Genomic DNA, 21382 nt, shown 5'->3' on the forward strand with positions numbered 1-21382 from the left:
GTAAAACAACTGGATCCATCCACTTATGATACCCGCTATATCATCTTTAATACCAGCAATGGTTCTACTATAAAGGAAATCTTTTATGAACCAAATGATAACCACGGCGGTCTGCCCTATATTTCACCTGATGGCACCAAACTGGCGCTGACCCCTATGTTCGACGACGGGCTGGTGATCCTGGACATGAACGGAAGAGTGCTTAAAAACATCGCCGGTTACGGCAGCGATCATGATTTTAAATACCTCGATCCCATTGCCTGGGAACCTGGCGGTACTATCCTGTTCAAAAAGAATGGCAGCCTGTATCGCACCAATACCAGCTTTACTTCGGCATCCAAAATAAGGGACATTCCTTTTTCCGATTGGCAGGGATACGCCAGCGCCAGCCCTGATGGCAAAAAAATAGCCCTATCAGCGGGCAAACATATCTGGCTAATGAATGCCGATGGCAGCGATTTTCACCAGGTAACGGAAAGTAATCAGTCTGAGATAAAACCCTGTTTCTCGCCGGATAGCAAATACATTGCAATCGCTGCCAACTCCCGGGCCGGCGTTCCTGGTTCCGGCACTACTGCCGCCCACCTGTGCCTGGTGCCTGCCGACGGCCAGGTGTATAAGGTATGGCCGGGAGAAGACAACCGCGTAATACAGGTAAAGATAAAAGGAGAAGATAGATCCGACGGGCTTGGAACGACTATAGTGGGCGACTTTGTATGGCGGTAAAATTACCGGGCAGCAACTCTTGGCCGTCTGATTTTTTAAACCGAACTTCCCTTTATCGTCAGGAGCAACTGTGCTGCCCTGTTTCTTTTCCCATACACCCGATAGCTTGAAAAAAATATTAGTTATAACAATGTTGTTAGCGCAGGCAGCGTTTTCCCGGCATGCAGTTGCACAGCAACAGCCCGGCGCTTCCTATTCCGATAGCCTGATGGCCGCAGTTACTGCGGCCACTGCCGACAGCGCCAAAGCCCGGCTGCTGTTCCAGCTTTCTGATTACTGGGCCGACAGGGACAGCGCCCGCGCGGTGGATTTTGCGGAACAGTCGTTCCGTTACACGAAAGAAAACTCCTTTCTCCGTGGCGTGGCCTACTTCTACAGGGCTGGCGCATACTACAGCTACAACATGATCAAAAGCCAGCGGGATTACATGCAGGCAGATGAAATACTGCAACGTTTCACAACACGCGAAGCTTTCCAGTACCGGTCGCGCGCCTGGCATAACTACGGTGCACTGGACCAGCTGATGGATAACAGCAAAGGATTTGTGGAAGCCATGCTCTCTAAGGCTATTCCGCTTGCCCAGGCCGCTGGCGACCAGGAACGGGTAGCATGGAATTATATGGACCTCGGCGCCGAATTTATGAATTATAAAAACTATGAACGGGCAGGCGACTATTATGAAAAAGCCATCAAAATACTCACCAGCCTGCATAAAAGATCTCTTGTGCTGGCGGAATGTTTGCTGAATAAATCCAAATCCTTTGTGCTGCAGGGCAAACCAGATTCAGCTACATCATATTTAAAAGAAGCATTCAATATCCTTTCATCCAGCCCCGATTCTTCTTACCGGCCCTTTTATTACTATGTGGAAGGAATGTACCATTCGCGGTTAAAACAGTGGCCGCAGGCCATTGCCTCACTGGACAAAGGGGAAACATTGGCCGTACAGCTCAACCGGCCGTATGACGCAGCTGCCATTGCTTACGAACAGTATGAAGTATACAAACAACAGGGACAGCTGGAAAAAGCGAAGCCCTTCCTGGAAAAAGCATACCAGTTACAGGCACGTTATGCGCTCAGCACCAATGTAAGGCTGCTGTTATTCGAACTGGCGAAAACGGAAAAAGCCCTGGGCCATCCTGCAATAGCTTTCGATCATATGCTGGAGTATGCACAATTATCCGACAGTGTTTTTGCAACACAAACAGCTGCCTCCATAGCAGAGATGGAAACAAAATACCGTGTTGCCGAAAAAGAAAAAGAATTGCTCCGCCTGCAAAACCGCAACCAGGTGCAACGGCTGCTGCTATACTTTGGCGCATGCCTGCTTGCCTTGCTTGGCGGGTTTGTTTATTATGCATACCGGCAACGTAAAAAAAGAGAACAACAACGCCTGAATACCATGCAGCAGGAACTGGAAATGCAGATCACCAAAGCACAGTTACAGGGCGAAGAAAAAGAGCGGCAACGCCTGGCCAGGGATCTGCACGACGGGCTGGGTGGAATGCTGGCAGGAATTAAATTAAATCTTTCTGTAGCCAGTCACGATAAAGAACAAGGGCAAAACATTGAACTAAAGAACGTGATTGCGCAGGTAGACAACTCCGTACATGAATTGCGTCGCATTGCCCGTAACATGGTACCCGAAATACTGGTACGCGCCGGTTTCGTCAACGCCATCAGGGATCTTTGCAAAACGATGGATACAGCAACAATGCGGGTGGAATGTGAATTACTGAACCTCCGGGAAAATATACGGATGCAGGAGAAGATCGGGATCTACCGGATTGTACAGGAGCTCCTGGCCAACGCAGCCCGCCACTCCGGCGCTACGGAAGTATTTCTGCAATGCAGTAAAGTACAGGAACGGTTTTATATCACTATTGAAGATAACGGCAAAGGCCTCCCTCAGCCTTCCGGGAACCGTAATGGTATGGGCCTGGAAAACATAAGGTCGAGGTTAGCATATATGCATGGAAAAATAGATTTGCAGTCGTCCCCCGGGAAAGGCACTATCATTAACATAGAAATCAATGTTACGGAAGAAAGATAATATTAGCGTTATACTGGTAGAAGACCATGGTATTTTTGTTGAAGGGCTTAATACCGTTTTTCAGAAAATACCAGGTGTGGAAGTAGCCGCCGCCTTTAACAACGGGCAGGACGCGCTGGAATATCTGCAACAACATACAGCTGATATTATTTTTTTAGATATCAGCCTGCCGGGACAACTGTCCGGCATCGATCTCTGCCAGGCCATTCACCGCATGCGCAGGAAAACAAAAGTAATTGCGCTCAGTAACCATACAGAAAAGCATATCATTAACGATATGCTCAACAGCGGCGCCAACGGATACCTGTTAAAGAACGCCTCGCTGCAGGATCTTGAAAACGCCATAACACAGGTGTTGCAGGGACAATTTGTAATGAGCGATGAAGTACGGGAAATCATCTTCTCTCCCTCAGGAGCACCCCAAAAATTACCCCGCCTTACGGCACGCGAAAAAGAAGTGCTCCACCTGATTGGCGAAGGGCTTACTACCCAGCAAATGGCAAACAAACTTTTTATCAGTATACAAACGGTGGAAAGCCATCGTTATAACCTTCTCCAGAAGTTTGAAGCGCCCAACGCGGTAACGCTCATAAAAAAAGCCATTGGTATGGGACTGATGAAGGCAGATGAAGATAAATAGATAGTGCTATAACATACCATACTCTCCCGCCTTCTTTACCAGCGACGCCGAGTTGCCTACCTGGAATTTCCGCATCAGGTTGTGACGGTGCGTTTCCACTGTTTGCGTACTAATGAACAGCTGCTTGGCGATTGCCGCAGTGGTAGCGCCTTCGCCCACTAACTTCAGTACTTCCTGTTCCCTTTGTGTAAGACGGGGAATGCCCTTTACCTTTGTTTCTGCGGAGAACAATATTTTCTGCAATTCATTATTCATCAAAAACCGGTTTTCCTGTACCTGGAAAATTGCAGCAACAAGATCTTTCCTGGATGTATTTTTTAAGAGATAAGCATCTGCACCGTTCTGCAACATCTCCATCACCACACTCTTTTCTGTATGATTGGTAAGCGCTATGATCTTTATACTTTGATCCAGCTCTTTAATGGCGCTGCATACCTTTATACCCGACATCTCAGGTAAACTGATGTCGAGCAATACGATATCCGCGCGCCGGGATTTCAAAAAATCCAGCGCTGCTTCTCCCCGGGTAAAAGTTTCCAAAACCGTTATCCCGTCTGCTTCCTGCAGGATGCTGCAAAGCCCTTCGATGAATATTGAATGGTCTTCTATGATAATTACAGATACATGCTTTAACTGTTGCGGCATAAAAGTTCGATGTTAATGACGGTGCCTTTTCCCGGGGAAGAGCTGATATCCATCTTCCCCTGTAAAAACTCCACACGATGCCGGATATTCTCCAGGCCAATACCTTTCTTATCGGCGGGAACGGATCTTACATCAAATCCGCGCCCGTTATCTTCAACGGCAATGTAAAAAATATTTTTAAGCTGGCTGCATTGAATAAACACTTCCGTAGCAGCTGCATGTTTTATCACATTAGCCAGCAGCTCCTGTATAATGCGGTAAATGATCAGTTGCACCTGTACCGGTAAATCCGGGGCTATGTCAATGAGCTGCATTTCCACGCTCATTCTTTCTGTGGCCACCGATTGGCGCAGGTCTTTCAGGGCCATTTCCAGGCCCGACCGCAACAGGGCCTCGGGCATCATATTACGTGCAATGCGGCGCAATTCAGTGACCGAGCTATCTAACTGCCCGATCACTTTATTTAACCGCCCGTTCTCATCCTGTTCCATTTCCGAAAGATGAATTTTAGCGCTTGCCAGCATTCCGCCAAGCCCATCGTGCAGGTCGCTGGCCAAACGCCGCCGCTCCCGTTCTTCTCCATGTAGTAAAGCCTGCGCCACGGCAATTTGCTGCGCCTGCTGCAACGACTGTAACTGCTGTTCCGCTTTAACTCTTCTCTGTTTATAAAAATAAACAGACATCAGTATGGTGATCAGCAGTAAGACCAGGCTGCCTCCCAGCAACAATTTCTGCATCTTTGTCCTTTCGTTCAAACGCAACACTTCCTTTTCCTTCTCCGCATAATTATATTTGGCTTCCAGTTCTGATATCCTGATATTTGTTTCATTCCTGCTGATGCTATCAGTAAGCTCGGTGAATTTTAACAGCCATTTATAGGCTTCCCGGGGATTATTGAGTGCCGAATCTGTTTTTGCCAGTTCATACAATACCAGCCGCATATTCTCCGGCATCTCCGCCACATAAGGCCTTCCATAAATCTTCAGCAGCAACTCCCTGGCCGCCGTATATTTTTTCTGTGCTTTGTAGGTCTGGTACTGTTCCATCATGATGGTAGTTGCATCATAGAACCTTTTCAGCGACATGGCTATAACTGTTCCCCGGTCGAAGCTCCTTAATGCCTGCTCCCAGTCCTGTATACCATTGTAATACCTGCCCTGCGCCAGGTAAAAAGACGGCAGATAAATGGAGTTCGGATAAAGTGGCGCCAATACCGCTGCACTGTCCAGGAAAGGTTTAGCTTCACTATAGTGCTCTTTACTCAGATAATTTTCGGCGATGTTGCTGTAACAGTCCAGCAGCTTTTCATTCGTGGGGCCTTTCTTCCTGAATATGGCTATTGCCTTTTTGTAATACTCCGTGGATCTGTCGTAGTCAAAAATGTTGCTGAATACCACCCCAAGACTTAAATAACACAGGCCCACATGATCTGTATCATCTGCCTTTACGGCCAGGGGAATGGCCTTATTCAACAATATATCTGCAAACGCTCTTTCATTACCATTGCGCTCTTCAAGTATACCAAGGTTATGCCATGCCTTTGCCAATAACCCGTAGCCCTGCTGCCCGGGAACATTTTGCAGCAATTGCACGGCCTGCCGGTATTCCTTTTGTGAACGGGGAATATCATATTCCATCAATGCGCCCCCAAGGTAGTAATGGGCCATACCATTATGAAAATCATCTTCCGGATTATATTTCAATGCTTCCGTTATATAAAACATGCCTTTGGCACTGTCCAGGTCCGCCCAATACTGCGACAGCAGGAAAAGCGTCCTGGCGCGTACCGTATCGTTTAACGGCCCGGCAAGCACCTTCTCCAGGCTATCCGCATAGCTATGTACCCCCGCTTGCTGCGCAAAGCTGTGGGAGGAAAAAAACAGCAAAAGTAGTAAGAGATATTTTTTCAAGAGATGACAAATGTCTGATAAAAAACAAAGGTTATTCCTCTTTCACAAAAATGACGATAATTCTCCGGGTAAGAAATCAGGGAATGTATTGATTTCATCTCAGGGTTTTCATGTAGACAACAAATCAATACTTATGGGGATTGTTTACCCTCTCAAATGTAAAGATTTTTGAAATAAATATTTCTTTATGAAACTCCTGAATTCAGCTGTTATAGCAGTTATTATGCTATTGTTCACCTCCTGTAGCAAGAAAGATGGCGGTGACGGCCCCGGTGGCGGTAATAATCATTTTGGCACAGGTAGTATCTATTACGACTGGTCTGAAGGCGCAGGGCTGGCCATCACCTATAAACTGGACCTGGGCAGTGGTGTAAGGTCAAAAGCGCTGGCCTATGATGCCGACCGGCACACCTGGGACATCAGCCGCGATGGCAGCAAAATGATCCAGGCAGTAGGAGATCCCAATGATTATGACGGGGAAATATACCGCATCATCGATATGAGCAACGGCCAAACCCTCTCCGAATTTAAGAAAAAAGGAACAGAACTGAGCAGCTATACACGGCCATTGTTTTCACCTGATATGACCCTCATTGCGGTGGAGCCTACCTTTGACCGGGGATTGTTAATACTGGATATGCAGGGAAACCTGATAACAGAAGTGGTAACCATTGGCGGCAAAAAAGTGAAAGGACATATTTGCTGGATGCCGGATAAAAGTATTCTCTGCACCGTTGGTAATGTTATTTACCGGCTCAATAACAGCTATACCTACGGCAATGTGGTGGCCACACTCAACTTCAGCGACTGGAACCACATAGCAGTGAACAACGACGGCACCAAGATTGCCTTTGCCGGCGGAAAGCATATCTGGCTCATGAATGCCGATGGCAGCGATATGAAACAGGTAACAACCAGCAACGAACAGGAAGGCTATCCTGTATTTTCACCCGACGGAAAACACCTGCTGATTGGCACCAACTATGAAGGTGAAAACAATGCAATAGAACGGTGGCAGCTTACCATTATCCCCGCAGACGGGCAGCAATATAATGTAAATGACGGCGCCGACAGCCGCGTGATACAGATAAAACTGAGAGACAGCGAAACCACCTGGGAACTTTGCGACGATATTATGGCGTGGCGTTGATATGCCTGATCACAGGCAGTCTTAACTCCGGTATAATTTTCTTTTTTATCAATATTTTTTTATCAACTTCATCATTTTACCGCAACGAATACCTACCTTCTCCCCGTTTTCGGGAATTGAAACACGTTAAACAACCAAAGCAACTTTTTTAAGGCAGGTATTTTTCATGTATAATTGTTAGCGGTATGTCAAGGAGACTGCAAACGCTGAGCGACGGTGAACTGGTATCTATGATAGCGGAAAGCAATGAAGCTGCATTTACAGCTTTGTATCACCGTTACTGGGAGCTATTGCTGGGCATGGCATATAACCGTCTTAAAGACCTGCCGGCGGCAGAAGATATTGTGCACGATGTGTTTGCCAGCTTATGGCGCAACCGGCAGCAGTTGCAGGCAGCCGACCTGAAGAACTACCTGGCCGCTGCCGTGAAATATATGACCATCGCACATTTCAGGAAAAGGGAATACCGCAATAAATACCGGCAATCTATCGGTGAGCCTAGCGATGCTATGCTTGAAAACAGGCTGCATTACCGGCATCTCCTCCAGCTCATTCACGAAGAAGTGGACAACCTCCCGGAAAAATGCCGGGTGGTTTTCCGCTACAGCAGGCAAAACGGCATGAGCGCAAAGGAAATCGCCCAACTCCTCGGCATCAGCCCCAAAACGGTAGATAACCAGCTGAATAAAGCGATCCAGCATCTCCGGCTGAAAATGAAACATATCCTCCACTCCTTCTTTTCCATCTTTTTTTAATTTTTTTTGAAGATGCGTAGGTAATTTTTGTCCCCCGGTTCACTTATATACTGGCAGGTACATTATCGCCTGGGGATTTATGCAGGAATTGCAACAAGCCATTGAACATTACCTGGCAGGCAATGCCACTTCTGAAGAGCTGCAGCTGGTGAATAGCTGGTACTATAACCTGCCGGACGATCACATCGAGATCCCCGCTGAAGCGCAGGCGCTCCGCGAAAAAATACGCGACCGTATCCACCTGCGGCTGCAGCAAACTATCCGTGAAGATGCAGCGGTATTACCCACCCGCCGCTTTTTTACCGCTACCCGCCTCGTCGCCGCCATCCTGGTATTGGTGGGCATGGCCGGAGCCACCTGGTTTTTTATAAAAACGGGGAAGCATACGCCGGCAAAACAGGTAGCCCAACACAACACTGCTCCCGGGAAAGTGACCCCGGGCGGTAATAAAGCGGTGCTGACCCTGGCCAACGGCGATACCATCCTGCTGGATAATGCAGACAACGGGCTACTCAGTCAGCAGGGCAACACAAAAGTGATTAAGCTCAATAACGGCGCGCTCGCCTACCAGGCATCCGGCAGTAAAGGCGCCGCCGCATCCTGGAACACCATCACCACGCCCCGCGGTGGCCAATACCGCATTACCCTCCCCGATGGAACAGGCGTATGGCTCAATGCCGCTTCCTCCCTGCGGTTCCCCACGGCATTTACAGGCCCTGTACGGGAGGTGAGTCTTACCGGCGAGGGATACTTTGAAGTGAAGCCATATGAGACCGCAAACGGCAGCAAAATGCCCTTTATTGTAAAAGTGGCCGGCCACCAGGACCGGGATGAAATGAAAGTCCGGGTACTGGGCACCAAATTCAATATCATGGCCTATAACGACGAAGCAGCTGTAAGCACCTCTCTGCTCGAGGGATCAGTAGCCGCCTCTAATGGGGCAGACAGTGTAATGATAAAGCCCGGGCAACGCGCCAGCCTTCCACAGGGGCAGTCCCGCTTCAAAATGGGAACAGCCGATTTCAAAGAGATCCTGGCCTGGAAAAACGGGGAGTTCCGTTTCCGCGAGGCTGGTATCAAAGATATCATGCGCCAGCTCTGCAGATGGTATGATGTGGAAGTAACCTATAAAGGAGATGCTGATCGCATAAAGCTATCGGGCCTCATTCCTAAAACAGAAGACATCAGCGTATTGCTGGATGCCCTCCAGGCCACCGGCAAAGTACATTTCGATATGAAAGGCAGAACAATCACCGTACAACCATTATAAATCCCTGATCATTTACCAGCTAAACCGCCAACACGTATGAAAACATGATGTAGTTACCTGGGGAAACAAAAAAAACCGGAAGCGCTTGCAACACTTCCGGCGAATATCCGGATCCCCTGTTTCGCAGCCACTCGTATTGACCAACAGAAACTTTAAGCATCCAAACTGTACAAAATTATGGAACAACACTCCATTATCAAAATTCCACTGTATGCCGGGAAGCGGCGCACACAAATAATCCTGGTTATGAAACTGACAGCCTGTCTGCTTTTACTAACATTCCTTCAGGTAAGCGCTAAAACATTTGCGCAGGCGGTTACCCTGAAAGGCCACCAGATCCCTGTTGAACAGGTGTTTGACCATATCCGGGAACAAACCGGGTACGCCTTCGTATTTGATGCTGCCCTGGTAAAAAAAGCACATCCCCTGGAGCTGGATATAAAAAATATGCCTTTGGCAGATGTCCTTCGCGTGATTGCAAACGGACAACCCTTTACCTGCGAAATCCGTAACAGGATCATCGTAGTAAAGGAAAAACCAGCTGCTGTACCAGCGCCGGAAAACAACGCCCCTGTACTGCTGCAGACGTTAAGCGGCTCCATACAGGACGATAAAGGCAAGCCCGTGGAAAACGCCACGGTAGTGCTGCTGCCGGGCAACAAAGGCGCCCTCTCCGATGCCAAAGGCGCCTTTTCCATTACCGGTATTACCCCTGGCAGCTATACCCTGCGCGTAAGCTTTGTCGGCTTCACCACATACGAACAGAAAATCGATCTCAATAAAGATATCAATCACCTGGTGATTACGCTGGCTCCCTCTTCCAGCTCCCTCAACGATATTGTGGTAGTAGGTTATGGCGCCACCAAAAAATCGGATCTCACGGGCGCGGTGGGCTCCGTTACCTCCGACCAGATCACTCAGGTAAATGCCGTATCGAACGTATCGCAGGCGCTGCAGGGCCGCGTAGCCGGTGTGCAGGTAAACCAGGCCTCCGGGCAGCCCGGCGAATTTATGCGCATCAAGATCAGGGGAACTACCTCCATCGGCGCCAGCAGCAACCCGCTCTATGTAGTGGATGGCCTCCCGCTTGATGGCCTCACCGCACAGCTGAACCCCGATGATATTGAAAGAATGGAAGTACTGAAAGATGCCTCCGCAACCGCGATCTATGGTTCCAGGGGCGCTAATGGCGTAGTGATGATCACTACTAAAAGAGGTAAAACAGGAAAAGCAAGAGTGGCTTACAGCGGGTATTACGGCCAACAACAGCTCCGCAAAAAAATTGATCTCATCAACGCGCGTGAATTTGCTACGCTGCAGAATGAAGTCGCTAAAAACGACGGTACGCCACTCCCCTGGACCGATGCACAGATAGACTCTTTAAGCAACAAGGGAAACGACTGGCAAAACCTGGTGTACCGCAAAGCCCCCGTGCAGGATCATAACATATCAGTATCCGGCGGAAACGAAAATACCAAATACTTTACCTCCTTTGGTTATTTCAACCAGGATGGTATCATCGAAAATTCATCTTTCAGAAGATTCTCCTTCCGCGTAAACCTGGATCAGCAATTATCAGAACATTTCAATGTGACTTCCAGTTTATCGCTTCAACAGTCAAAATACTCCCAGGCCCAGTACCAGGGTGCTGAAGGCGGTGGCGGCGTTCCATGGACCACCATGGTGATCCCGCCCACACAGCCAGTGTACAACCCCGATGGTTCGTACACCCGCTTTACCGGCGTACCCTGGGGCGAAAGCAACCCCGTAGGCATCTCCAGGGAACTATACCAACCCAGTAACGCTATGCGCATTATCGGCAATGTAGCGCTCAATTATAAAATTGTACCCGGATTGGTATTGAAGCTCTCTGCCGGTATTGATAAGAACGACAGCAAAGATGATTACTATGCGCCTGGCACCATCACTATTGGCCGCAGTACTGATAAAGACGGCAACCCGGTTTCCGGTATCGCGCACAGAACATTTAACAATAATCTCACTTTTATCAATGAAAATACCCTGAGCTATAATAAAACCTTTGGCGAACATACACTGGATGCAGTAGGCGGTATCACCTACCAGCAGAGCAGCAGTGAAAGCACCGCCACCGGCGATGCCAAAGGCTTTATCTCTGATCTTTACAAGAACAATAACATCGGCGCAGCGGCAGTGCCGGCACAACCTTCCAGCGGTTACAGTGATTACAAACTGGTGTCGTATCTCGGCAGGATCAATTACAATTACAAAGGAAAATACTATGCCACTGTTACGGGCCGTTACGATGGCGCGTCCAAGTTTGGCGTGGAAAACAAATTCGCCTTCTTCCCCTCCGCTGCGCTGGCATGGAATGTATCACGGGAAGATTTTCTGCGTAACAGCAACACTGTTTCCAACCTGAAACTCCGCCTCAGTTATGGTACCGCCGGTAACCAGGCCATTAATCCCTATCAGACACTGGCTACAATGAGCGCTACGGCTGTAGTGCTCAATAATGCCCAATACAATGGCTTTATTCCTTCCTCGTTGGCTAATCCCGCGTTGAAATGGGAAACCACCAGGCAACTGGATGCCGGCTTTGATTTTGGTATGCTGGGCAACAGGATTGCGCTCACTGCTGATTACTACCGTAAACGCACCAACGATTTATTACTGTCCGTAAGCCTGCCCTCTTCCAGCGGCTATGGCTCCGTTATTCAGAATGTAGGCGCCATTGAAAACAGGGGTTTTGAATTCCAGCTGAATACAGAAAATATCCGCGGCGCCTTCACCTGGGAATCTGCCCTCACTTTTACCAGGAACCGTACGGAAGTACTGGACCTGGGTGTGGATGCACAAGGCAATAAAATTACCTACAAGGAAATAGGCGCCGGCGGCAACTGGTTTCCTACTATTGTGGGGCAGTCGATGATGCAGCTGTATGGCTATACCGTAGAAGGCGTGTATCAAACGGACCAGGAAGCCATTGCCAATGGAGAGCCATCCAAACATGCGGGCGACTACAAATTCAAAAACCGGGATGGAAAAGGCACTGTGAACGACCAGGACGACCGCACCGTGATTTCTCACCTGGAGCCTAAGTTCACCTTTGGCTTCAACAATAATTTCACTTATAAGAACTTTGATCTCTCTATACTATTTGTAGGGTCCTATGGCAATGATATTGTAAACGAATTTAGAAAATACAATATCACCATGAATGGAAAATGGACGCCTACCAAAGCCGCATTCGACAACAGGTGGCAGGGCGCAGGCAGCAGCAACACTATTGATAAACCTTCGGTGAACAGCGGTAACTCTATCCGCGATTATGCCAATACCTTATGGGTGGAAGACGGCTCCTACCTCCGGCTCAGGGATATCACCATTGGTTATACTTTCTCTGCCAAACAATTATCCTTCGCAAAATTATCCGGGATACGGGTATATGTGAGCGCACAAAACTGGTTAACGCTCACCAATTATTCCGGTTATGACCCGGAAGTATCATGGGCCGTTCCAACCATTAACGGTTGGGACAGGGGGAACTACCCTTCTACCAAATCCATTACGGTAGGCGCTAAAGTTAATTTTTAATATTAAAATGTGGAGAGATGAAATCCTGCTTTTTATACTTTATCATTATATGCGGTGCTGCATTTTTATTTTCTTCCTGTAAGAAAACACTGGAAGAGCACCCGCAATCTTCTATCAGCCCGGGCACATTTTTTACTAACCCGGAAAGTTATGAATCGGCCGTAATTGGCGTGTACAGCGGGCTGCCGCTATATGTACCTGAACTGAACGATATGTTCTCCGATATATACGGCACACCGCAGCCGGGAGAACAGGTGCTCCCCATCTATCAGAACCAGCCATCTGCCAACTTCTACGCCTCCGGCACGGCCTGGAGCAGGCCCTATGGCATGATCAAAAACGCCAACTTTATCCTGGAACAGTTGCCGGCAGCGCCTCTCAGCGATACAAAGAAAACGCAGCTCACTGCAGAGGCCCGCTTCTTAAGAGGGTATGCCTTTTTTTACCTGGTGCAGATGTTCGGAGACGTACCCATGCCTTTAAAAGCAGCCACCAACTATAAAGAGGTGCAACTGCCCCGTACACCGCAGGCCGACGTATATGCGCAACTGTTAGCCGACCTGGATTTTGCAGCGGCCAATCTCCCCGAAATAGCGCCACAGCAAGGACGCGTGTACAAACTGGTAGCCACCGCCACGCTGGCAAAAGTTTACCTGGCGATGGCAGGTAACCCGCTCCGCAAAACAGAGAACTATGCAAAGGCACGTGACATGGCGCTGGCCGTGATCTCTTCCGGTAAATTCAGTCTGAAAGAGAACTATGCCGATGTTTTTCATAACGTAGCTTATACTTCGGAATCTATCTGGGAAAAGCAGTACATTCCCGGCAGGTCTGGTGGACCGATGCACGGTTATGCCTGTCCTTCTCCCGGTTATCTTCCCATGCTGCTGCCAGCTACCTGGTTTATTGACAGCTACCCCAACGGCGATCAGCGTAAGCAATGGGGCGTTAAGATCAATTATCCTTCACCGGCCGGAGGCAAGCTGCCTCCTTTCTTCACGAAGTTTGTGGATTTGTCAGCGGTAGATCAGAATATTGGTCCTTCTACTATCCTGGTGCCTTATGCCTTCCCTATTTTACGGCTGGGAGAAATGTACCTGGTGGCGGCAGAAGCAGAAAATGAAGTGAACGGGCCTGCACAGGCGTACCAGTATATCAACAAGATCCGCTGGCGCGCGAGGGCCGACAAAAACAATCCCGCTGCCGTACCGGATCTTGCCAATCTTTCCAAAGAGCAGTTCCGTGAAGCCGTGCTCATGGAGCGCAAATGGGAACTGAGCAGCGAAGGCAATGCCTGGTTTGATCTGAAACGCAGCAATACTTTCCAGCGGATTCAAACACTGAGGGGAAGCTCTCTGAGCGTGCCGATAGGCGTATACAACCAAACCTGGCTCATACCTGCCCAGGAGATCACCAATAATAACATACAGCAAAATCCACAATACCAGTAGTATATTTAAGAACGTATGAAGCAACTCTTTCACATTTGTTGTGCCTTGTTGATGATGCAACAGGTAAATGCACAAATCTCCTATCATGTTTCCCCTTCGGGAAATGATACCCATACAGGCAATGAAGCCCGGCCAATGAAAACATTGGCCGGCGCGGTTTCCCGGGCGATAAAACAAAAAGGGCAGCGGGTATTGATCCTCCTTCACGGAGGCACTTACTACCTCGAAAAGGAAGTTACACTGAAAGCGGAAGACATGGCCTGCCAAAGCCTGGAGATAAGTGCATTTAATAAAGAGAAAGTTTTCATCAGTGCAGGGCGGCCGCTTTCGCTTAAATGGAAACCTTATAAGAATGGCATTTTTTCAGCAACAGTGCCTGCCGGTATTTCTTTTGAGAGATTGTATGTAAACGGGCAGTTGCAGGTACTGGCCCGTTATCCCAATTACGATCCCGCCGCCAAAGTGTTTCATGGCACCGCTGCCGATGCAGTAGAGCGTGCCGCCAAATGGGAGCACCCGGAAAATGGGTATGTGCATGCCATTCATGCATACGACTGGGGCGGCTTTCATTACCGCATCACCGGCATGAAGGATGGGCAACCCCTGCTGGAAGGCGGATGGCAAAACAACCGCCCTAATAAAATGCACGCAACGCTGCGGTTTGTGGAAAACAACCTCCAGGAGCTGGATACTGTAGGCGAATGGTACCTTGACAGCAAAGCCCGCTTGTTGTATTATTATCCTCCTGCCGGCCTGTCGCTGGCAGATGCACGGATAGAAGCATCACACCTGAAAAACAGCATTGTGCTGAAAGGCAGCGCCGGCAAACCCGTGCGGAATGTTAGTTTAAAAGGGCTGCAGTTTGTGCATAACGAGCGCTCTTTTATGGATACAAAGGAACAGCTGCTGCGTAGCGACTGGACCATTTATCGGGGCGGGGCCGTATTGTTTGATGGAACGGAAAACTGCAGTATCAGTCATTGTGAATTTGCTGATCTTGGCGGCAATGCTATTATGCTGAGCAACTATAATTATCATGATACCATCAGTGCCTGTTACATCCATGATATTGGCGCCAGCGCCGTTTGTTTTATTGGAGACATGAAAGCAGTGCGCTCACCCAATTTCCGCTACGAGGAGTTTACGCCGTATGATCAGCTGGATAAAACACCCGGTCCGCTCAGCAATAATTATCCGCAGGAATGTGTAGTCACCAATAGCCTTATTCATCATGTGGGTGAAATTGAAAAGCAGGCAACAGGGGTGGAAATTACCGTTTCTTCAGGCATTACCGTGAGCCATAACAGCATTTATCATACCCCCCGCGCCGGTCTCAATATCGGCGACGGCTGCTTCGGCGGCCACGTGCTGGAATACAACGATGTGTTTAATACCGTGCTGGAAACAGGTGACCATGGTGCGTTCAATTCGTGGGGGCGTGACCGTTACTGGGCGCCGGACAGGGGTTATATGGACAGCATTACTGCCGCCCACCCCGAACTGGTGAAGTTGGACGCTATCCGGCCGGTGATCATCCGCAATAACCGGTTCCGCTGCGATCACGGTTGGGACATAGACCTGGACGATGGCTCTTCCAATTACAAGATCTATAACAATGTTTGCCTCAATGGCGGTTTGAAGCTCCGGGAAGGATTTAACCGCGTGGTGAAAAATAATATCATGGTCAATAATTCTTTTCATCCGCATGTATGGTTTGCCAACAGCCAGGATGTGTTTGAAAATAACATAGTGATGCGCAAATACTTCCCTATACAGGTGAAAGACTGGGGCCGGCAGGTAGACGATAACCTGTTCCCTGATGAAGCAGCGTTGGAACTGGCCCACAGCAACGGAACAGATGCACATAGCATTGCCGGCGACCCACAGTTCCTTCACCCTGAAACGGGCGACTATACAGTATCTCCCAATTCCCCTGCACTTCGCATTGGCTTTAAAAACTTTGCCATGGATAGCTTTGGGGTACAGGAGCCCGGTTTAAAAGCGCTGGCCCTGCAACCGGTGATCCCGGCCCTGGTAATGGATAAAGCGCAACAAGCCCCAAAATCCGCAGAACTCCCTTTCCTGGGAGGTATAGTAAAATCGGTGGAAAGCATGGAAGAACGTTCCGCTTACGGCCTGCAGGATGAATCCGGCGCCATCGTGGTGTCGGTTGGGGAGAACAGTATGCTGGCCGCTTCCGGCATCCGGGCCAGGGACGTTATCTGCACGGCTAACGGTATTAAAGTAACCTCCCCAAAACACCTGCTGGAAATTTTGCAGGCAGCAAAAGAGAAAGGTAAAATCCCGGTGGACATCATGCGGAACCAGCAGAAACAGGTAATACAGGTTAAACTGAAATAAAAGACTGGAATGAAGCAGGATAGCGCCTGGTGGCGTCATCCTGCTTCATCGGCTCTCAAATAATCAAGCATATTTTCAGGGGAGCAACTTACCTCTTTTATACGTATATTCGACGCAGTTAGAATATAGTAGCCACTTCTTTCCGGCTACCAAGCAAAACTGTACCACATGAAAAGATATGCCTGCTTCCTGGCCACCCTGGCAATTTTAATTTCCAACCATTGTTTCTCTCAACATCTTTCCGGCAAAGCGCTGCTGGAGGATTTGATGTATTACAGGGATACGCTGCCTGTAAAGCATAAAAATCTTTTCAATAAAATAAGCAAGGCTGATTTTGAAAATAAAGTATCTCTCGTAGCTTCCAGAATTGATAGCTTAGATGAAGAAAGCTTTATGGTGGAGCTTTTCAGGCTAAACGTATCCATCGGTGATGAGCATACCCGGATTGAGCCAGTATTCAGGCTGGTTTTACCTGTAAAATTTGAGCGGTTTGAAGATGGTATTTTCGTTACCGGCATTGACCCCGCCAACTCAACAGCGCTGTTATCAAAACTTACTGCGATCAACGGGCATCCTGTGGATGAAATCAACCGGAAATTTAAGGAAGTAATTAAGTCAGATAACAAATCCTATTTTGATATTTACCAGCAGCAGTACCTCAATAATCCGTCTTTTCTCAAGGGCCTGGGTATCCTGGAGTCTGATAAATATGCGGTATTCACGCTTCAGGATGCCCGGCAAAAAACATACAACATAACGCTTAATGCCGTAAAAAAAGATAGCCTGAAACTAGCCACAGCCAGCCAGTACAACGATATACTTCCTTACAGGTACAGTAACAGGGATTATTGGTATGCCTACGACGAGGCAAGAAAAATAATCTACTTTAACTTTGTTCACTGCATAGATGATGAGAATAATCCCTTCTCCCAATTTAACCAGGAGCTGTTTTCAAAAATAGATAGTTTGCATCCCCGCAAAATTATTGTCGACCTCCGGTTTAACAGTGGCGGAAATTCGGGCGTGTTATCGCCTTTCATCGACAGCATCAAACACAGCTATCTGAATAAGAAAGGGCATTTTTATGTACTGATAGGAAAAGAAACTTTTTCCTCCGCATTAATGAATGCCATTGAATTTAAAAGATATACCAATGCCATCCTGGTAGGCCAGATGACCAGCGGCAATATCAATCATTATGGAGAAGTACGGGGCTTCCGGCTGCCAAACACCAAAATCGTTATCGGCTATTCCACCATGTACTGGGAAAACTGGAAAGGTAAAAAGGGGGCGCTGATGCCCGATAAGGAAATAACCTACAGCGCTGCCAGTTTTGTTAATCATAAAGATGAAGCCCTGGAATACATTTACCAGCGATAGATTTTAACCCACTGAAATAAACACTAACATCTCCCCTGTTAAAAAATTATCTTAAATAATACCGATTGGTATATTTTTGTGTTACTTTTGCAGCTACAAGAGATAAAATCAATGATTATGGATAATCAGTATGACATTATAGTGATAGGATCAGGCCCGGGGGGATATGTATCAGCCATCAGGGCGGCCCAGCTGGGCTACAAGGTAGCCATCGTGGAAAAATACAACACCCTCGGCGGCACCTGCACCAACGTAGGCTGCATCCCTGCCAAAGCTTTACTGGATAGCTCTGAGCACTATCACCAGGCAAAAGAGCAGTTTAAAGCACATGGCATTGGCCTGGGCGATATTACCCTTGATTTCAACCAGTTCATCAGCCGTAAAAGTGATGTGGTAAAGCAAAACACGACGGGCCTGGTGTACCTGATGAAGAAGAACAAAATTGATGTGCATCATGGCACCGGCAGTTTCACAGATGCTACGCACCTGCAGGTAACCGCCGCAGATAAAACTACCCTGCTAACAGGTAAATACTTTATCATTGCCACCGGTTCCAAACCCTCTTCCATACCTGGCGTTACTATCGATAAGGAAAGGATCATCACGTCTACAGAGGGCCTGTCGCTGCCCGCACGCCCCAACACCATGATCATCATCGGCGGCGGCGTAATTGGCGTGGAAATGGCCTCTGTTTACGCCCGCATTGGCACAGAAGTGACCATCATAGAATATACTGATTCCCTCATTCCTACTATGGACAGGGAATTAGGCAAAGCCCTGTATAAAACTTTAGGCAAACTGAAAATTAAGATCCTGTTAGGCAGCAAAGTGCAATCGGCCACCAATAACGGTACATCCGCCTCTGTAAGCTTCCTGGATACGGAAGGCAGGCCGCAGGAAATTACAGCTGATTACTGTCTTGTTGCAGTAGGCAGAAAAGCCTATACCGAAGGCCTGAACTTACAGGCCGTTGGTATTACACCGGAAAAAAATGGTAAAATAAAAGTGAACCCTCAACTGCAAACGGCTGTTCCCAATATTTATGCAATAGGCGATGTCATTGATGGCCCTATGCTGGCGCATAAAGCGGAAGACGAAGGTACTTTTGTGGCAGAAGTGATCCATGGCGGAAAACCTCACATAAAGTATGAACTTATTCCTGCAGTGGTATATACCTGGCCGGAAGTAGCGGCGGCGGGCGCTACAGAGGAGCAGCTAAAGGCGCAGGGCATTACTTATACCGTAGGTAAATTTCCTTACATGGCCAGTGCAAGGGCCCGGGCTTCCATGGACACAGATGGCTTTGTAAAAGTACTGGTATCTCCCCAATATGGCGAAGTGCTGGGTGTGCATATTATTGGTCCGCGTGCCGCTGATGTGATTGCACAGGCGGTAGTGGCGATGGAATATGAAATTACTGCCGACGAACTGTCGCGGCTCAGTTATGCGCATCCTACCTATTCCGAGGTGCTTAAAGATGCGTATTTGATTGCAACGGGGAAGGGAGCGATTAATATTTAGTGTAACAACAGCAGGCATGTAACTTTGCAGCAGACTGCTGCAAAGTTACATGCCAATATAGTTTCACAGCCGCCGGTACCGGCGGGCTGCGCCCCCATCTTAATTATCCAGTACAAACGTCCCCGCTTCCGCCAAACCGGGCTGCGGCTGGCTGTCCAGCCCAGATTTTGGCACCAGCTTAAAATACCTGAACTGCTTCCTTGCAGGCAGATTGAAATACTGCTTATTTGGATACAGATCAAGTAATACCGTAGTGCCAAGATCTTCCCAGTTAACGTTATCATTACCGGCAAGTACCTGCAACTCTTTTATTTTCCGGTCGCCGGTTTTCTGGATGAATACAAAACCATCTACGCAAAGCGTGTCTCCCATATCTACCGCAATCCAATGATCCGGGTAGTTGGTGGCAGGCGCCGAATAACGCGCTATCCAGGGCGTTGTCGGGTCGTCGTCTATCAGCCGTATGGCCAACCGGCTGTTGGTAAGCTCTTCTGAGCTGAACCCGGCTATTGACCAGTTTTGTTTTTTATAGATCTTCCTCACAGGCTCGCCGGAAGGCTTTGGCACCGGGGAGCCTATTTTAACCGGCGCTCCGAAGTCAGGCGCGCCACTTGCGTTCCAGGTGAATTTCTGGATGCGTGCATTCCGGCCCCCTCCGCCGGCAGCACTGCGCGCATGGTAGATGAGCCAGTCTTCCGTACCATCCGGCGATTTGAAAAAGCCATTATGCCCCGGACCAAAAGCTCCGCTATCTGCGCTCATGGAAAAAACAGGGTTAGGCGTTTTCACCCAATCGGCAGGATTCAGTGGATCACCGTTCGCATTAAGACTTAATAATCCCAGGCAATAGGTATCCACCCAATAGCCGCTGCCGGAGTATACTACCCTCAGGCCCCCGTTAGGGTTAATGATCGCCTGCGGGCCTTCGTTAATGGCGTTTCCGTTCATCTCCCAGGAATACGTGGGACTGGAGATAGCTACCTTAGGGCCGCTGATAGTCCAGGGGTTGCTCATGGGAGCAATGTAAATACGCTGTGGTGCAGCGCCTGCATTACCGCCGGACCATAGCATGTACATCTGTCCGTTGTATTTGAAAACGGTACCGTCTATCGCCCATTGATCCGTGGAATCCGCCACTTTCCCTTTCAATACCCAGGTGCCCTGTGTGGGATCGGCGGAGCTGTTTTCTACCACATACATACGGTGGTTGGCGTTAGTGCCGTTATCAGCTGCAAAATAGATGTACCATTTATTGTCGATTTCATGAAGCTCCGGCGCCCAGAGATTCTTTGAATACGGCATTCCCTGAGGCGGGATCCAGGCATCCGTTGATGTTGCCAACGCCAGTTCTGTCATGGCCGTTGTTTTATAAAGTACCAGCTTGCTTCCCTGCGTGTACGTGAAATAATACACCCCGTTTTTCTGGGCTACCCAGGGATCAGCGCCACGTGGTATCAGCGGGTTGATGAAGGTGTTTTCAATAGTAAAATCTGTATCATTTGCCCCATGCGTTAAATTGGCTGTACCAGCATCAATAGCAGTCAGTTTATCAGGGCTCATTTTTTTACAGGCGAAACAAAGGGCAAGACATGCCCAGGCAAACAAATAGATAGGATTTTCTTTCATGGATTACGTGGATTAACTGTTAACGTGGGAAAACTATTGTATCATTCTAATATAGCAAATTATTGTCAGAGTGCATAGACATCTCCCCAAAAAGAAATGCGGGAAAATAATTTCCCGCATTTTGTTCACAGTTTTAAAGTAGGATATTTAATACACGATTTGTCCGTTGTTAATCAGTGATCTTACCGGGGATATCCTTGCTACTGCTTCCGCAGAGCAGCTGGCCTCTATCAATACCAGGTTAGCTGCATCACCTTCTTTAGGCCATTGCTGCACGCCCTTATCATCCAACGGGAGTATGTTCCCGGTGGCCAGCTT

Annotated in this window: 14 protein-coding genes; 11 read left to right on the forward strand and 3 right to left on the reverse strand. The window is 48.3% G+C overall.

What is annotated here, in order from left to right; all coding sequences use genetic code 11:
• From VIM72_RS11805 to VIM72_RS11815, 3 genes are all read left to right on the forward strand, one after another.
• Positions 1–726: hypothetical protein (locus VIM72_RS11805; protein ID WP_332003037.1), on the forward strand; the 726-nt coding region annotated here is incomplete at its 5' end.
• 130 nt (positions 727–856) lie between these two features.
• The gene (locus tag VIM72_RS11810; protein ID WP_332003038.1) at positions 857–2779 is read left to right on the forward strand and encodes a sensor histidine kinase; all 1923 of its coding nucleotides are present in this window, start codon (positions 857–859) and stop codon (positions 2777–2779) included.
• Positions 2760–3419: a response regulator transcription factor gene (locus tag VIM72_RS11815; RefSeq protein WP_332003039.1), complete on the forward strand. Its 660-nt coding sequence runs from the start codon at positions 2760–2762 to the stop codon at positions 3417–3419. The genes VIM72_RS11810 and VIM72_RS11815 overlap by 20 nt, the downstream gene beginning before the upstream one ends.
• Before the next feature lie 6 nt (positions 3420–3425).
• Here the strand turns inward: VIM72_RS11815 and VIM72_RS11820 are convergent, their stop codons facing one another.
• Complete coding sequence (locus tag VIM72_RS11820) at positions 3426–4064, reverse strand: response regulator transcription factor (RefSeq protein ID WP_332003040.1); 639 nt, start codon at positions 4062–4064, stop codon at positions 3426–3428.
• Positions 4049–5950 carry a sensor histidine kinase gene (locus tag VIM72_RS11825; protein WP_332003041.1) on the reverse strand — a complete coding sequence of 634 codons (1902 nt, stop codon included), beginning with the start codon at positions 5948–5950 and terminating at the stop codon, positions 4049–4051. Before VIM72_RS11825 ends, VIM72_RS11820 begins: the two co-directional genes overlap by 16 nt.
• A 211-nt stretch (positions 5951–6161) precedes the next feature.
• Between VIM72_RS11825 and VIM72_RS11830 the strand changes: the two genes are divergently transcribed.
• From VIM72_RS11830 to lpdA, 8 genes are all read left to right on the forward strand, one after another.
• Positions 6162–7124 (forward strand): hypothetical protein, encoded by a 963-nt coding sequence (locus tag VIM72_RS11830; protein WP_332003042.1) that lies wholly within the window; start codon positions 6162–6164, stop codon positions 7122–7124.
• A gap of 185 nt (positions 7125–7309) precedes the next feature.
• Entirely contained in the window at positions 7310–7879 is a 570-nt protein-coding gene (locus VIM72_RS11835; protein WP_332003043.1) for an RNA polymerase sigma-70 factor, read from the forward strand.
• Positions 7880–7958: 79 nt separating this feature from the next.
• Positions 7959–9149 carry a FecR family protein gene (locus VIM72_RS11840; protein ID WP_332003044.1) on the forward strand — a complete coding sequence of 397 codons (1191 nt, stop codon included), beginning with the start codon at positions 7959–7961 and terminating at the stop codon, positions 9147–9149.
• 246 nt (positions 9150–9395) lie between these two features.
• Positions 9396–12725 (forward strand): TonB-dependent receptor, encoded by a 3330-nt coding sequence (locus VIM72_RS11845; protein ID WP_332003045.1) that lies wholly within the window; start codon positions 9396–9398, stop codon positions 12723–12725.
• A 17-nt stretch (positions 12726–12742) separates the two neighbouring features.
• A complete protein-coding gene (locus VIM72_RS11850; RefSeq protein ID WP_332003046.1) occupies positions 12743–14176 on the forward strand; it encodes a RagB/SusD family nutrient uptake outer membrane protein in 1434 nt (477 codons plus the stop codon).
• Positions 14177–14191: 15 nt separating this feature from the next.
• Positions 14192–16537, forward strand: coding sequence for a PDZ domain-containing protein (locus VIM72_RS11855; protein WP_332003048.1), 2346 nt, complete (start codon positions 14192–14194; stop codon positions 16535–16537).
• A 168-nt stretch (positions 16538–16705) separates the two neighbouring features.
• On the forward strand, positions 16706–17917 hold the full coding sequence (locus VIM72_RS11860; protein WP_332003049.1) for a hypothetical protein: 1212 nt from the start codon (positions 16706–16708) through the stop codon (positions 17915–17917).
• 117 nt (positions 17918–18034) lie between these two features.
• Entirely contained in the window at positions 18035–19438 is a 1404-nt protein-coding gene (gene lpdA / locus VIM72_RS11865; RefSeq protein ID WP_332003050.1) for a dihydrolipoyl dehydrogenase, read from the forward strand.
• Between the two features lie 99 nt (positions 19439–19537).
• Here lpdA and VIM72_RS11870 read toward each other — a convergent pair whose 3' ends face one another.
• Positions 19538–21064 carry a family 43 glycosylhydrolase gene (locus tag VIM72_RS11870; RefSeq protein ID WP_332003051.1) on the reverse strand — a complete coding sequence of 509 codons (1527 nt, stop codon included), beginning with the start codon at positions 21062–21064 and terminating at the stop codon, positions 19538–19540.
• Positions 21065–21382 lie beyond the last annotated feature (318 nt).

The sequence above is a fragment of the Chitinophaga sp. genome (assembly GCF_036569185.1).
In the GTDB taxonomy this organism is placed as follows: domain Bacteria; phylum Bacteroidota; class Bacteroidia; order Chitinophagales; family Chitinophagaceae; genus Chitinophaga.

Coding starts and splice junctions, on each gene's coding strand:
- VIM72_RS11810 (WP_332003038.1), top strand. CDS start 857: ATGTTGTTAGCGCAGGCAGCGTTTTCCCGGCATGCAGTTGCACAGCAA.
- VIM72_RS11815 (WP_332003039.1), top strand. CDS start 2,760: ATGTTACGGAAGAAAGATAATATTAGCGTTATACTGGTAGAAGACCAT.
- VIM72_RS11820 (WP_332003040.1), bottom strand. CDS start 4,064: ATGCCGCAACAGTTAAAGCATGTATCTGTAATTATCATAGAAGACCAT.
- VIM72_RS11830 (WP_332003042.1), top strand. CDS start 6,162: ATGAAACTCCTGAATTCAGCTGTTATAGCAGTTATTATGCTATTGTTC.
- VIM72_RS11835 (WP_332003043.1), top strand. CDS start 7,310: ATGTCAAGGAGACTGCAAACGCTGAGCGACGGTGAACTGGTATCTATG.
- VIM72_RS11840 (WP_332003044.1), top strand. CDS start 7,959: ATGCAGGAATTGCAACAAGCCATTGAACATTACCTGGCAGGCAATGCC.
- VIM72_RS11845 (WP_332003045.1), top strand. CDS start 9,396: ATGAAACTGACAGCCTGTCTGCTTTTACTAACATTCCTTCAGGTAAGC.
- VIM72_RS11850 (WP_332003046.1), top strand. CDS start 12,743: ATGAAATCCTGCTTTTTATACTTTATCATTATATGCGGTGCTGCATTT.
- VIM72_RS11855 (WP_332003048.1), top strand. CDS start 14,192: ATGAAGCAACTCTTTCACATTTGTTGTGCCTTGTTGATGATGCAACAG.
- VIM72_RS11860 (WP_332003049.1), top strand. CDS start 16,706: ATGAAAAGATATGCCTGCTTCCTGGCCACCCTGGCAATTTTAATTTCC.
- lpdA (WP_332003050.1), top strand. CDS start 18,035: ATGGATAATCAGTATGACATTATAGTGATAGGATCAGGCCCGGGGGGA.
- VIM72_RS11870 (WP_332003051.1), bottom strand. CDS start 21,064: ATGAAAGAAAATCCTATCTATTTGTTTGCCTGGGCATGTCTTGCCCTT.